19 protein-coding genes and 1 rRNA gene are annotated in these 13,994 nt (G+C 45.8%); 1 reads left to right on the forward strand and 19 read right to left on the reverse strand.

Annotation, left to right across the window (positions count from 1 at the left end; all coding sequences use genetic code 11):
• From DPF90_RS15815 to dusA, 8 genes are all read right to left on the reverse strand, one after another.
• Positions 1-126 (reverse strand): 16S ribosomal RNA (locus DPF90_RS15815); the annotation flags it as partial.
• A gap of 563 nt (positions 127-689) precedes the next feature.
• The gene (locus tag DPF90_RS15820; protein WP_114787307.1) at positions 690-1,439 is read right to left on the reverse strand and encodes a phosphoadenylyl-sulfate reductase; all 750 of its coding nucleotides are present in this window, start codon (positions 1,437-1,439) and stop codon (positions 690-692) included.
• A complete protein-coding gene (gene cysI / locus DPF90_RS15825) occupies positions 1,432-3,168 on the reverse strand; it encodes an assimilatory sulfite reductase (NADPH) hemoprotein subunit (RefSeq protein WP_114787308.1) in 1,737 nt (578 codons plus the stop codon). The genes DPF90_RS15820 and cysI overlap by 8 nt, the downstream gene beginning before the upstream one ends.
• On the reverse strand, positions 3,168-5,021 hold the full coding sequence (locus DPF90_RS15830; protein ID WP_240314534.1) for an assimilatory sulfite reductase (NADPH) flavoprotein subunit: 1,854 nt from the start codon (positions 5,019-5,021) through the stop codon (positions 3,168-3,170). The genes cysI and DPF90_RS15830 overlap by 1 nt, the downstream gene beginning before the upstream one ends.
• Before the next feature lie 126 nt (positions 5,022-5,147).
• Positions 5,148-5,378, reverse strand: a complete 231-nt coding sequence (locus DPF90_RS15835; RefSeq protein WP_114787310.1) for a hypothetical protein — start codon at positions 5,376-5,378, stop codon at positions 5,148-5,150.
• 147 nt (positions 5,379-5,525) lie between these two features.
• Positions 5,526-6,206, reverse strand: coding sequence for a TIGR04219 family outer membrane beta-barrel protein (locus DPF90_RS15840; protein WP_114787311.1), 681 nt, complete (start codon positions 6,204-6,206; stop codon positions 5,526-5,528).
• Between the two features lie 89 nt (positions 6,207-6,295).
• Positions 6,296-6,505 carry an envelope stress response protein PspG gene (gene pspG, locus DPF90_RS15845; RefSeq protein WP_114787312.1) on the reverse strand — a complete coding sequence of 70 codons (210 nt, stop codon included), beginning with the start codon at positions 6,503-6,505 and terminating at the stop codon, positions 6,296-6,298.
• A 167-nt stretch (positions 6,506-6,672) separates the two neighbouring features.
• Positions 6,673-7,677 (reverse strand): tRNA dihydrouridine(20/20a) synthase DusA, encoded by a 1,005-nt coding sequence (dusA, locus tag DPF90_RS15850; protein WP_275895338.1) that lies wholly within the window; start codon positions 7,675-7,677, stop codon positions 6,673-6,675.
• A 107-nt stretch (positions 7,678-7,784) separates the two neighbouring features.
• Here dusA and DPF90_RS15855 point away from each other — a divergent pair, with 107 nt between their 5' ends.
• Entirely contained in the window at positions 7,785-8,855 is a 1,071-nt protein-coding gene (locus DPF90_RS15855) for a site-specific integrase (protein ID WP_114787314.1), read from the forward strand.
• 122 nt (positions 8,856-8,977) lie between these two features.
• On the opposite strand, the gene DPF90_RS15860 is transcribed toward DPF90_RS15855, so the two are convergent.
• From DPF90_RS15860 to DPF90_RS15905, 11 genes are read right to left on the reverse strand one after another with little or no spacing between them, the layout of a single operon-like run.
• Complete coding sequence (locus tag DPF90_RS15860; protein ID WP_114787315.1) at positions 8,978-9,382, reverse strand: hypothetical protein; 405 nt, start codon at positions 9,380-9,382, stop codon at positions 8,978-8,980.
• Positions 9,379-9,864: a structural protein P5 gene (locus tag DPF90_RS15865; RefSeq protein WP_240314535.1), complete on the reverse strand. Its 486-nt coding sequence runs from the start codon at positions 9,862-9,864 to the stop codon at positions 9,379-9,381. Before DPF90_RS15865 ends, DPF90_RS15860 begins: the two co-directional genes overlap by 4 nt.
• Position 9,865: 1 nt before the next feature.
• Positions 9,866-10,039, reverse strand: coding sequence for a hypothetical protein (locus DPF90_RS20365; protein WP_205395199.1), 174 nt, complete (start codon positions 10,037-10,039; stop codon positions 9,866-9,868).
• A gap of 13 nt (positions 10,040-10,052) precedes the next feature.
• The gene (locus tag DPF90_RS15875) at positions 10,053-10,886 is read right to left on the reverse strand and encodes a hypothetical protein (protein WP_114787317.1); all 834 of its coding nucleotides are present in this window, start codon (positions 10,884-10,886) and stop codon (positions 10,053-10,055) included.
• Entirely contained in the window at positions 10,883-11,572 is a 690-nt protein-coding gene (locus tag DPF90_RS15880) for a hypothetical protein (protein ID WP_114787318.1), read from the reverse strand. The genes DPF90_RS15875 and DPF90_RS15880 overlap by 4 nt, the downstream gene beginning before the upstream one ends.
• Positions 11,572-12,036 (reverse strand): hypothetical protein, encoded by a 465-nt coding sequence (locus DPF90_RS15885; RefSeq protein WP_114787319.1) that lies wholly within the window; start codon positions 12,034-12,036, stop codon positions 11,572-11,574. Before DPF90_RS15885 ends, DPF90_RS15880 begins: the two co-directional genes overlap by 1 nt.
• On the reverse strand, positions 12,020-12,412 hold the full coding sequence (locus tag DPF90_RS15890; protein ID WP_114787320.1) for a hypothetical protein: 393 nt from the start codon (positions 12,410-12,412) through the stop codon (positions 12,020-12,022). Before DPF90_RS15890 ends, DPF90_RS15885 begins: the two co-directional genes overlap by 17 nt.
• Positions 12,397-12,606 carry a hypothetical protein gene (locus DPF90_RS15895; protein ID WP_114787321.1) on the reverse strand — a complete coding sequence of 70 codons (210 nt, stop codon included), beginning with the start codon at positions 12,604-12,606 and terminating at the stop codon, positions 12,397-12,399. The genes DPF90_RS15890 and DPF90_RS15895 overlap by 16 nt, the downstream gene beginning before the upstream one ends.
• Positions 12,603-12,770 (reverse strand): hypothetical protein, encoded by a 168-nt coding sequence (locus DPF90_RS20290; RefSeq protein ID WP_162814052.1) that lies wholly within the window; start codon positions 12,768-12,770, stop codon positions 12,603-12,605. Before DPF90_RS20290 ends, DPF90_RS15895 begins: the two co-directional genes overlap by 4 nt.
• 10 nt (positions 12,771-12,780) lie before the next feature.
• A complete protein-coding gene (locus tag DPF90_RS15900) occupies positions 12,781-13,065 on the reverse strand; it encodes a hypothetical protein (RefSeq protein WP_114787322.1) in 285 nt (94 codons plus the stop codon).
• A 12-nt stretch (positions 13,066-13,077) separates the two neighbouring features.
• Complete coding sequence (locus DPF90_RS15905; protein ID WP_114787323.1) at positions 13,078-13,971, reverse strand: major capsid protein P2; 894 nt, start codon at positions 13,969-13,971, stop codon at positions 13,078-13,080.
• Between the last annotated feature and the right edge of the window lie 23 nt (positions 13,972-13,994).

The following is a 13,994-nucleotide window of genomic DNA, read 5'->3' on the forward strand; positions in this document are numbered from 1 at the left end:
TCACCCGTCCGCCGCTCGACGCCGTTATCGTCACCCGAAGGGTCAGATAGCTCGTTTCCGCTCGACTTGCATGTGTTAGGCCTGCCGCCAGCGTTCAATCTGAGCCATGATCAAACTCTTCAATTAAAGTTTTGTGCATCTAAGATGCGGCTCAATGAATACTGATAACATTACTGTGTAATGTTGAATTGACTGTGCCGGTATTACTACCGATTGGTCACTCAGTTCATTGATAAATCTTTTTGGATTATCATCAACGAGTGCCCACACAGATTGATAGGTTTAGTTTGTTAAAGAGCGTTCTTGCTTTAGATTTATTTACTACCTAAAGAAGAGTCGGCCATTCTAGCGATATAAAATAAAGAGTCAAACACTTTTTACTAATTATTTATTTTTTTACTTGGCCTGTCATCATGGCTGTTTGAGCTTTAAGCCCTTGCCCTGTCGACGAGGGAGCATTATAGAGATCGTTATTACGTTGGCAAGCAGAAATTTGAAAAAATTAGAAAAATAAAGCTTAAACGCCCAATATTCACTCAAGCCTTTATTTATTCACGTTTACCCATAGCATTTAAAGAAAATATTAACAGAGTTACCCACAAGCTGCATTTTAAGATATAAAGAAAAGGCAAGTATCATGGCCTTTCATTGAAGAAAAATGCTCACTAGATACCTGAACCGTCTTGTTCTTAGTCATCATGAAGGCCACACTCTCGCTTTAAACCGAAGAAACGCGTTTGCTCCTCACTCATACCTGGCTGCCATTTCTGAGTTGTATGTACGTCTCCAACAGATAAGTATCCTTGGTCACGCAGTGGGTGATATTTTAAACCATGTCTCTCAAGGTAGTAATGAACATCTTTGTTTGTCCAATCAATAATAGGAAGGAACTTCAACACGCCATTTTGGACAGATAATATTGGTAAATGCGCTCGTGAACTAGATTGCTCCCGTCGCAGGCCAGAAAACCAAACTTTGCTATTTAACTCTTTCAGTGCTCGGCGCATAGGTTCAACTTTATTAAGACGGTTATAGGTTTCAATACCATCAACCCCTTGTTCCCACAATTTACCGTAGCGAGATTCTTGCCACGCACTACTTAGCTCTGCGCGATATACCTTTAGATTGAGATTCAATGTCTCCGTTAACTCATCGATAAATAGATAAGTCTCAGGGAATAGATAACCTGTATCTGTCAGTATGACTGGAATACTGGGTTGTACTTGAGTAATAAGATGTAGCATCACTGCGGCTTGCACACCGAAGCTTGATGAAACGACCTGTTCCCCTTCAAGATTTTCTGCCGCCCATATTACTCGTTCTTGAGCCGTTTTCTTTTCTAACTCAGCATTGATTTGCGCAAGCCTCAAGGTTTGCTCGGTTTTTGTCGCCTTGAGAAGATCCGCTAGATTCGGTTTTTCAATCACAATATCATGCATAAAAGTCCCTCTTTGACACCACCACTTCATCAATAATACCGGTACGAATAGTAAAATCGCCGAAGCACTCTCCCTCAAGGCGCTCTTTTGACCAGCGTTCAACAAGATGATCTATCTCTTGTAAAATCTGTTTGTCGCTAATATTCTCTTTATACATCTTAGGTACACGAGTACCGCCACGATTCCCGCCCAAATGCAGGTTGTAGCGACCTGGCGCTTTACCCACTAGACCAATCTCTGCCAACATGGCGCGGCCACACCCGTTTGGACAACCCGTCACACGTAATATGATGTTGTCTTGCTCAGGTAATTCATGCTTGCGCAGTATTTCTTCCACATCAGTGACAAATTGAGGTAAAAAGCGTTCAGCTTCAGCCATTGCTAATGGACAGGTTGGAAACGCCACACAAGCCATCGAATTCTTTCGTTGCTCACTGACAGTTTCATCCATCAAACCGTGCTCAATAGCAATACGTTCGATTTGCGCTTTTTCTTCGCTCGGCACACCAGCCACAATAAGATTTTGATTAGCTGTCATGCGAAAATCACCTTGGTGGATCCTAGCTATCATAGCGACACCTGATTTCAGCAGTTTATCGGGATAATCAAGTAAACGTCCATTTTCGATAAAGAGCGTCAAATGATGCTTGCCATCAATACCCTCTACCCAACCAATTCGGTCTCCGCGCTCGGTAAACTCATAGGGGCGACTCTTTTCAAATAACACACCAGCCCGCTTTTCTACTTCCGCTTTGAATACATCACTGCCTACACGATCTAATGTGTACTTAGTTTTGGCGTTTTTACGATTTGAGCGATTCCCCCAGTCACGCTGAGTGGTAACAACTGCAGCTGCAATATCAAGTGTTTTATCTAGTGGAATGTAGCCAAAGTCATCCGCGCGTCTTGGATAAGTAGATGTGTCACCGTGCGTCATCGCCAAACCACCACCAACGAGGACGTTAAAGCCCACCAGCTTGCCTTGCTCAGCAATGGCAACAAAATTAAGATCATTGGCATGAACATCAACGTCATTTTGCGGTGGTATGACTACCGTTGTCTTAAATTTTCGGGGTAAATAATGGTTACCTAAAATTGGCTCATCACCTTGTGTGGTCTCTACCTTATCCCCATCAAGCCAAATTTCAGCATAGGCTTTGGTTTTAGGTAGCAGATGTTCACTGATCTTTTTCGCCCATTGATAGGCTTGCTGATGAAGTTCAGACTCAACCGGATTGGTGGTACAAAGTACATTACGATTAACATCACCCGCTGTCGCTATCGAATCAATACCAATACTATTGAGGGTCTGATGCATCAGTTTAATGTTCGGTTTCAACACACCATGAAATTGAAAAGTTTGACGCGTGGTCAATCGAATGCTGCCATACAAGGAATGCTCAGTAGCAAACTTATCAATCGCTAACCACTGCTCTGGTGAAATAATACCGCCAGGCATTCGCGCCCTGAGCATTACATTATGTAAAGGTTCGAGTTTTTGTTTCACCCTTTCGTTACGTATATCACGATCGTCTTGCTGATACATTCCATGAAACCGAATCAATTGGAAGTTATCAGCGGTAAATCCCCCCGTGATAGGATCTTGCAGATCTTGCTCGATCGTGCCGCGCAGAAAGTTGCTCTCTCTTTTTAGACGTTCATTATCTGCCAATGGGCCAAGCTCTTCGCCCAATACGGACTGAGTATGAGTGGTCGTTGAAGTGCTCATTAATATACATCCCTTTGATAACGTTTTTCTTTACGCAATTGATTGATAAACTCTTCTGCATCATCACGCGATTGCTTACCATGTTGCTCGACCACATGGATCAGAGCTTGATGAACATCTTTTGCCATTCGCGTCGCATCTCCGCAGACATAGATATAAGCGCCTTGCTCAAGCCAGCGCCACACTTCATCACCTTTTTCCAAAATTCGATGTTGAACGTAGACCTTTTCCCCTTGATCACGACTAAAGGCCACATCGAGGCGATTGAGCTTGCCGGCTTTTAAGTATTTCTGCCATTCTGCTTGATAGAGGAAGTCTTGAGTAAAAGTGCGATCACCAAAAAACAACCAGTTCTTGCCCGATGCTTCACGAGCATCACGCTCTTGAATAAAACTACGAAACGGCGCAATTCCTGTACCTGGGCCAATCATAATGATCGGTGTATTGTCATCGGCTGGGAGTTTGAAGCTGTTGTTGTGCTCAACAAACACCTTGACCTGCGAGCCTTCATCAAGGCGGCGGCTAAGAAAACTTGAGGCGCCGCCAAAGCGCTGCTCATCGCCTTGCTGATACTCAAGGAGACCAACCGTTAGGTGGACTTCTTGTTCAACTTCACTTTGGCTGGATGCAATCGAGTACAAACGCGGTGTAAGTCGGCGCAGTAAACTGGCTAACTCTGACACGGACATTTGTGTTTTCTTCTCGTTAAGTACATCAAGAATCTGAGTTTGATTAGCGTATTCGCGCAACTTATCTTTATCTTTTATTAGCTTGAGTAGTTTTTGACTTGCCGAAGCTTGAGCAAATTTGGTGACAAACTGGGGGTTAGCGGCTGTGATTTCGAACTGACTGACTAGCGCGCTATGGATAGAGAGACTTTCTCCGTCAAGTTCTATGCTTTCAACGCCAGAAAGTCCCACCTTGTTCAAGATGGCACTCGCAAGTTCCGAACTGTTTTCATACCAGACACCAAGTGCATCACCCGGCTGATAACTTAGCCCTGACCCTTCCAAATCAATCTCAATATGGCGCACATCTTTACCAGAATCGCGACCTGTAATTTTTTGATTGGCCAGCAAGGTGGCTGCGAAGGGGTGATTCTTATTATAAGGGGATGGCGATGTAGTTTGACCCAATGGCAATTGCACGACTTCGGCTTCACTGTTCGTCGTTGCTAAGTCTTGTTTTACTTTATCAAGCGCTTGTTTACGCCAGCTCGCCGCATCAGATTCATAATCGACATCACAATCAAGGCGTTCTATAAATGCTGTAGCACCTAGCTTGGAGAGGTAAGCGTCAAAATCTTTTCCTGTCTGACAGAAAAACTCGTAGCTCGAGTCACCCAAAGCTATCACACCATATTGTAAGTTCGGTAACTTGGGCGCTTTCTTAGATTGAAGAAATTCATGCAGCTCAATAGCGTTATCTGGCGCCTCACCTTCACCATTGGTCGAAGCAACAATAATGACATGGGTTTCTTTTGCTAGCTGTTTCCCCTTGTAATCACTGGCATCGAAAAGCTCGACCGCAATGCCTTGATCCCTTGCTTCTTGCTCTAGAGTTTCTGCTACTCCCTTAGCATTGCCGGTTTGAGAGGCAAAAATAATACTTAGTTTACCCGCAGGTTTATCAGCCAATGCCATTTGCGCACTTGACGCCCCTTGAGTTAAAGCTGGCGATTGGGCTTGAGATAATCCCCAAAAATAACCACTGACCCAAGCCAATTGCTGCGGTGACAGCTCTGAGGTCGTTTGCTGAAGGCTATTCAACTGCTGATCATTTAAGGGGGAAGCGATTGACGGTAGTGCTGATGGTATCTGTCCCGAAGGTGATACCTTGTTATTTGAAGACATGGTCTCGACATCCCTATTCATTGCATGATGTTAGATTAACCACTCAGACTAATAACAATAAAGAATAGAAATGAATGTTTTATAACTTTTTGGATTAAATAAAGACTATTATTTCATCAGAATCGGTCAATCTACCTCGACACGGACCTGAGAAAAACCCACCGCCATCGCTGATTTGGACGCCATATCCAAGTCAGGATAGTGACATTCTTCGCCATGAACATCTGTGAGCAAAACAAATCCACCACGAGTATGACGAAATTCAACTATCCAAGTACCTTCCTCTGCAGAAGGCTCAATAATCGCCTCAACAAGCTGGTTTTCTCGGTAAAGACTTCTGAGCTCATTTATCGTCATAACAATCCTTTACACTTATAATGACAATTATCACTTTTAAGCATGGTCTACTGAGCAGAAAACTGCTAAAAAAACTGTCTTGGTATAACTTATAAGCATAAAAAAACGCCGCGATATTACGCAGCGTTTTATATACGTTGGACAATACTAGAAACTGTATTCAGCTCCTACAAAGAAGCCATCAGCCATAATAAAAGGTTTACCCAATATGGTACTCGTGGTGGTTGCTTTAAATTCGTCAGACTCAAGGTCAATCGCGCGATAGCCGCCACGGAAGGTAATGGTCGACTCTTTCAGCGGCATACGATACTGTACACCTGCAGTAAGATCGGTACTTTTAATACCACTGCTATCGCCAAAGTTCATTTCACCAATGATATCAAAGTTAGTGTCTGGTACCGTGATTTCTGCATAGCCATAAAACGCCCAAATAAATCCATCAAAGTCTTTAATTTGGCCGTTATCGGCATTTTTATACTTGGTATTGCTGAGATCGCTTAAAGTCACACCAGCATCAAAATGCAATAGGTCATGATCCATCAGCGAGTAGTACAGGGTTAAATCAAGCTTGTCGAAGGCCATATAATCATTTTCAACACCCGTGGTCTTTAACCTAGCGTTTGGGACATATTTGAGATCGTGCTCGATGGATAAATAAGCCGATGGCGTGACTTCTTTATCACGATCAATTTCATTCACTTCTGTTTCTATCCACCAGGCATCAGCCCCCACTTTTACGACAACCGAATCTGAATCCTCTGCCATCACTGCAGAACTTGCCATTGACATTGCAACTGCAGCCATCGCTGCCAGTGCGGAATTGTTCATCGCTTGAACTCCTGAACCTATCTATCGTAAAGTCTTGCAGCGATAGTAACACATTCTGTAGCTGGGGAATTGTCAATTTCCTGCTCGATTTAACGATGGCTATATACGTAATTTTTAAAAAGCCAAATACCGACTGCAATTACAATAAGATACGGAATAAGCTTAAAGGCCGCGCCAATCATTCCAAATAGCGCCATCACCAATAAAGCGAAACCAGTCGCGGCAAAGACCGTCATCATGGTCAATCCAGTGACGAGTAAGGTCGCGATAAAAACCAGTATAAAGATGAGTTCTAGCATAGTTTTCTCCTTTGTTGATTATTACATAGCAGAAACTACGCCAAGTTCTAAAAATCTATAAACTTTTGATTTTTAAACGATAAAAAATCCCAGCTTATAGGGTAAGCTAATTATACATAGTAACAATTGGCGAAATTTACCAAGTGATGAACAGGATTTGGTAATATTTACACATTGAGTTCTTGAGGAATCTTACCCAGTGCAGTTTCAACCACTTCTACCCCTGAACCTGGCTTGTGTGCATTTTCACTAATGTAACGGCGCCACTGGCGTGCGCCTGGCATATTTTGAAATAGACCTAACATATGACGGGTGATGTGACCAAGGTAAGCGCCATTCGCAAGCTGTTGCTCAATGTAAGGGTACATCTCTTCTACCACTTGAGTACGCTTTTTGACTGGCTTATCCAAGCCAAATATATCTTGGTCAACCTTAGCGAGTAGATATGGGTTTTGATAGGCTTCACGCCCAACCATAACACCATCTAAATGCACTAGGTGCTCTTTACTCTCTTCGAGACTCTTTACACCACCATTAATGGCAATATTGAGATGAGCGAAATCTTGCTTGAGTTGATAAGCACGCGGATAGTCGAGTGGCGGGATCTCTCTGTTTTGCTTTGGGCTCAGTCCAGATAGCCAAGCTTTGCGCGCATGAATGGTAAACTGCTCACAGCCACCTTTTTCAGACACAATGGAGACAAAATCTGTCAAAAACTCATACGAGTCCTGCTCATCAATGCCAATACGTGTTTTCACTGTGACGGGAATATCCACCACCTCACGCATTGCTTCGATACAATCTGCCACCAGCTGAGGCTCTGCCATTAAGCATGCGCCAAAGCGGCCATTTTGCACTCGATCTGACGGGCAACCAACATTAAGGTTCACCTCATCATAGCCTCTTTGCTGCGCGAGCTTGGCACATGTCGCCAAATCCTTCGGGTTTGAACCACCAAGTTGCAGCGCCACCGGATGCTCTTCTTGGTTATAAGCCAAAAAGTCACCTTTGCCGTGAATGATCGCGCCAGTCGTGACCATCTCGGTATAAAGCAAAGACTCACTGGTCAGCAAACGATGGAAGTAGCGACAATGGCGATCTGTCCAATCGAGCATAGGCGCAATAGAAAATCGGTTAGGTCCGAAATCCCTTATAGAATCAGGCTTAGACACCGTAAAACCTCAACTTTTCAAAAATTAAAATCACCTCGAATTACCTAGAATTTTGCCTAATTTCGCCCTATAGTACCCCTCACAGTACCCCTCAAAGAGTAGGACAAATGGCTAGTTACTTTATCGAGACACGTACCCTTTCCAGTGGTGAACTCAGGTACAGAACCACAGTAATAGAAAAAGAGAACGGCAAGATTATACACCGAGAAAACAAAACTTTTAAAAAGAAAGCACTCGCTAAAACTTTTGGTGTAAAAAGAGTCGCCGAAATAGAGTTAGACGGTGCGCCATCAAAACGCACTACGGCTTCGCTTGGTGAGCTTTTAGGCATGTACATGAATGACCGTGACCTATGGGAAACCACTGGAAGAACAAAGAAATATGTTATTCAAATGCTTCGGGATTGCGACATTTCAAAGGTAGAAAGCAATAGACTCCAAACCAAAGACCTTATTCAACATTGCCGAAATAGAAGAGGGGCAGGAGCAACACCAGCGACAACCTATCATGACATCGCTTATTTACGGTCGGTCATGAAAAAATCAAAACCAGTCTTTGGCATTGATGCAAATTACAACATTTTTGATGAGGCGGTGCCGATACTCATAGACATGAAACTGGTAGGTAAGAGTCAACGTAGAACCCGACGCCCAACAGAAAACGAATTGGACAAGCTTAGAGAGGGCCTTACCGCACGTCAAAATTACCGCCCAAACGGAAAAACGAGAATACCATTTATCGATATCTTAGACTTTAGTATTTTGACATGTATGCGAATTGGTGAAGTATGTGCATTACGTTGGGATGACCTAAACGAAGAACACAAAACCATACTAGTAAGGGACAGAAAGGACCCCCGAAAGAAAGAAGGCAATCACATGATAGTACCCCTATTGGGTGAATCTTTTGACATTATCAGTAGACAGAATAAATCAAGTGATTTGATTTTCCCTTACAACCCAAGAAGCGTTAGCGCAGGTTTTCAAAGAGTTAGAAATGATTTAGGCATATCAGATTTAAGATATCACGACCTGAGACGCGAAGGGGCTAGCCGTTTATTTGAGAAAGGTTATTCAATCGAAGAAGTTGCACAGGTTACAGGTCATAGAAACCTAAATATTTTATGGCAAGTCTATACACAACTATTTCCGCATAAGTTGCATGAAAAATTTAATTAAAATAGGCCCACATCATTGTGGGCTTTTGGCTTCTAAAATCGTCACTCGTGTATGCAGTTTGAACAGGCCCACCAAGATTAAAATTGTATTACCATCTAAGCCGAGTGCTTGTATGACTTCCATTAAGCACCCCGCTTAACAAGTAGGCAGTACACCAAGGACTTAAAGCCAAGCGTGTAAACAATGGACGCCGCAAGCACATACTGAAACCATGGTGGCATGCCCGCCAAATTATCAATCCCCGCCACGGCATAGGGCTGCAAAACAGGAATAAAGCAAGACCAGACCACCGCCCAAATTGAGACAATCACAAAATCATCTAACCAGCCGATTTGTTTTAGTGTGATAGCGTCTAGCGCTGATACCGAGGCTTCACCCGCCGCGAGATTGCGCTCACGCTGTTGATTCTCGGCGCGTTTGGCCTGTGCTGCCTCTCGCTTTTCGAGGCTTTTGGCTTTTTTCTCTTCTGTGCTCATCTGAAAATAGGATTTGACCAATGAGAAACCCGCAACGATAGCCGATATCATACAAACGCTACCCCCGCCATTTGTGAGCCTTTTTTAACCGTTGCCATGTCAAGATATTGGCCGTTTTCGTGCTTAATCATATGGTAAAGCAGCTCGGGGATGTCCAGCTCTTGAATGGGTTCATAGGGGCTAACGCCCAACTTATAAGCCACATGCTCAGCATAAGCATTGGTGTCATTTTCCACACTCGGCGCCCATCGATTAACAATGCCGTAAACGCTGCGCAGTCCATAGCGGTTCATGTAGGTTTTGACCAGCTTCGCCGCTGCCCTTACGCCGTATTCCATTGACGAAAATCGAGCAAAACGCGGGGCTAACACCCCTCTTTCCATTCCTACTTGCCCCTCCCAATCATTGGCTTTGTTGTAATCAATATTGAGTGGGTTATTGTTGCGAAAGCCCCGTGGCTCTCTGACTTGGTTTGCCATAACTATCATCCCTCCTACGATGGCAATTGCAAAAGCAAGGCGCGCATGAGACATATCACTGCGCCTCTAACTCTGGTGTTGGGTCGGCGGCCTCGATGTCGCCGTTTTTCTCGGTTTGGTCAATGCCCCATTGACTCCAAAAACGATGTCCTCTTGGCACTGTCCATTCGTGACCGTCTTTTGGGTTGGTCGCAATGACAGCGCTTTTATCTGGGTTTGCGTATTTCATGGTTTTCATTTCCTTATGGTCTGGCATCGAGTATCAGGCGGTAGTAATGGTCTCCTGAAACGCTTATAGGGCCGCCTGAGTTACGCATTGAGGCATAACCATTTGAAATACTTTGCACGCTCCAGATATGCGAAACACTTGCCATCACCGGACCAACAACCACCTCAAACCAAAGCGATGCTGATGTCATATTTTGAGGCACAACCGCATGCATAAAATTGGCGTAGGTATGGGAAGTCGTGTAAACACTCCCAAACGTCCCGCCGTGAACCCGACCTGTATCAAAATAGAAGCGTTGACACTTGCCTAACTCGTTCGTGTCGTGCTGATAAACAGGCTTGGTTTGACTGCTTGCCGCTATCAGCCGATTAAACGTCGAGTTATCACCGCTAATCTCAATCTCGATGTACTCCCCATCTCCCGCCGCCGCCTTTTCTGCAATGCCGTTCACTTTCATCATTGGCGAGCCTGACACCACATCAAGATTCGTGCGCACAAGGCGAGAGACCTCTAAGTCATTGGGAATAAGCTGAACAATCGAGCCACCGCGTAAATCAAAGCCCCCATCATCAAGGCGGTAAACGTGCGCGCCATTGGGTCCGGCTTTCCACCCATCACAAAAATACTCACCCGCCTCAATCTCGCCGTCTGTTTCACTCGCTTGGTTGATTTTGCCGCGTGGGTTGATGAGTAGATTGGTGGTGCCAAGAGTGCGCATTTGGTCAGCCAGTAACTTAACCGCCAACTCAGACGCGGCCACATCACTGCGACTGCCGCCAATTGAATCACTGAGAGCAAGCTGCTCGGGAAACTCAATCTTTATTGGCGGGGGAATGATGTAGCTCATACCGTCACCTCACTGACATACAATTTGCAGTTTGACGGGATGAGCACTTCAAGCTGTGCGCCATTGGAGAGAATAAACCCTTCCCCCGCGCGCATTTCATAGCCACGGTCAGCCACACCCCCAAGCCATACCGACGATTGATTGCCATCTCCTGCTTTTAGAATTAACTCTTTACGGTTGACGTTCCCCGTAATCGTCCCCGTGGCGGTCATGGTTTCGTGTGGCACATAACGAAGGTTGGGCTCACTTTGCTCTACGATGTGCACCTTTTGCACCTCGGGCAAAATAAGGGGGTTTTCAACTTTAACGGGCAACACATCCGGAAAGTTAGCAAGCTCAGCCGTCACCTTTTGGTTATCTGGCAATGAGACAGGCTGACGTCCATTGAACTGCACATTAAAGTCACTGACTTCAAGATTTGCTGCAATGCCAAGACGTGAGCCGTCTACCCCTGCCGTAAAAGGAATGTCTGAGGTCAATATCTCGATGTCTTCCATGTTTGACAGGTTAGTCACGCGCAGCTTTGTAAATTCGCTTTGCATGTCAAAAACGTAACCCCGAGGCGCTTCAACCGCTTTATCGTCGGCCACAATCGAAACCAGCTCACCCTCTTTGAGCATCAGGTAGCGACCGACCGCTTGAAGCTCTTGCACTTGGCCGTATCGCAGCCGTGTCCCTACAAGCATTATTTCCCCCTATTGATTAAGAATAAAAAGACAATAAGCAGCGCCGCCAAAACCAAGTAGAGGTATTTTTGATTCTCTAGCACCTCGGTTGCGCCGCCTGAGTTGTCGTTACGAATCGTTTTCTGGATACCCTCCAACAACTTAAAGTTATTGGTCGCTTGCGTGCCTTGCAGCCCTGCCAGCGCATCCAATGAGCGATTGTTTTGTGTTGCAAAGTTATCTAACGCCTCGCCTATCACATTGGCGTTCGCATCGAGTGCCAATCGCGCTAAATCGGTGTTTTTGTCCAGCGCGTTATTGGCGACATCTCTGCTCACATCAACCGCGTTATCCACACTGTCAAAGGCTTCATCAGCAATCCCACTGGCAAAATCAAAGCTGTTTTTGATTGCGCCGCCATCCAGCACATTGTTGATGTTGTGAGTGGTAACGCTACTGGCTTGGGAACTACGTGACCGACTCATCTAACACCCCCAAATCGACGCGATACGCCCCTTTAGCAAAACCCTCACCCTCTATCGATGTTGGCTGATACTTGCGCCAGAATCGCAAAACGGCCCGTTCATCCTCAGCTACGTGAAAGCGCATGGTTTTGGCTCCCGCACGTTTGGCTATCATTAAGATGGTGTTGACATGGGCATGAATGCCCGCGCCTAGCGTTGCCATCCAGACCAGCTCCAACCCATCAGCGCGAATCACGACATCCAGCGAGTCAAAGCGCCATACCTGACCGAGCGCCGTCAGCTCTTTGATAATGGCAGGGGTAAACCCCGCCTTTTCGAACTTGGCAACCAGCCCCGAAGACCAAGCCACGTTTTGAGGGGTTATTTTTTCAGCCATAGCACCCCCAAAATGAGCAAGACCGCTAAGATGGCATAGACGGTGTAATTACTGCCGCTAGAGCCTTGGTTGTTGTTAAACGTCACCGTGCCGCCACTGCGCCCGCCGCTAAAATCGCCATTTTTTGCTGAGGATGGCCCGCCCGATATGCCGCCTGCTCCTCCTGAAACACTGCCACCAATACCCGGTATCATTTCAGCCACCCCTTACGCCAAGCGATAAACAGCCCCACCAAGACCACAGCGATAAGCAGATAAGGAGGGCGGCCCTCTTCACCGCCCGTAACAGCTTCAACCGTCTCCTTTGTCCACCAAGCGCCGCCCACACCACCGATTAAAAAAGGAAGTAACATAGGCATACTCACCCCCTTACTTTTTGAACAGAAGCACCAAGACAACCAGCACAGCGACACCAACAAATAGGTAAATCTGCATTTGCTGTTTTTGACTCTCTCTTGCGGCTTCTCGGTCTTGGCGGTTTTGCTCAGCAATACGCGCCTGTTGTGAGACAGTGGCATTTTCATTCGCGGCTCGGTTTGCGTTTGCCTCTGCCTCACGGCTGTTAAAATAGGATTTGCCACTATCGGCTAGGTCACTGGCCAGCTCGCTAGCACCATCCATAAACCCATCCCACCAATTCGACTCTTGAGACATAACTCCCCCTTGTTAATCGGGCAAGCGCTCGATTTCGATAAAGTCATTGAACACATCAATCGTGCCCGTGGTGCGCTTTTCAATGACCAGCTTTAGACTTGTCATGGCCGCAGGGGTAAACGACTGCTCGTTAGCAAAGCCGCAGCTTACAAAGTCAATCCAAACGCCTTTAGGTGGGGCTATCATGTCGCTGTAACGGGCCATCGCAAATTTGATGTCTTCAACGTCATGTTCCCAAATGGTTTCATTGTCGCGGCGAATCGATACCCGAGTGATGTCGTCGTTTTCGCACTCAAGCAACATCGAACGAAGGCGCAAATTTGAACCCACGAGCGGGAATTCATGGCGCTGCTCACCCGTTTGCGTGTGGTTAATCGATGTCTGTGTGTAACGCTGCTGAAAGTAACGCTCACCCTGATAGTCAACCACGCGAGCTTGCGCGCTAAACTCTGGTATATCAGGGTCTCCAGACGCTTTGGCTTTAACACCAATCTTAAGCATTAACAGCTCACCCGCTTGGTGAACCAGCTCACCGCGACGAATGCCCGCCAGTGTGCGTAGGGTTTCGTCTGCAAACGGGATGATTAGACGCGTCTTAGACGCACTGGCCACCCCTTTCGCCTGAACAGGCAAGCCCTTTTTGATGTCGCGTTTGTGAAAGAAATCGGCATCAATACCAATGATTTCTTTGTTGTTGCGCTCTAGAGACACGCGGCCTAGGCGTTTAATCGGTAAATCTGTGACGACCTCAATAGAGGCAAAAGCGTTTAGCTCTTTAATCTCTAAAATCGCGTGCTTACCGTAAGGTGAACCCGAGCGAAACGGGTCTAGGTCCATAGGACGCACGTTAAATGCGCCTTTTGTTGCGGCAATCACTGCCGCTTGTTGTGCTGTTGAAGTAGCCATGTGTTTTGCTCTCAAATCAGTTA

The organism is Vibrio tetraodonis (genome assembly GCF_003350295.1).
In the GTDB taxonomy this organism is placed as follows: domain Bacteria; phylum Pseudomonadota; class Gammaproteobacteria; order Enterobacterales; family Vibrionaceae; genus Vibrio; species Vibrio tetraodonis.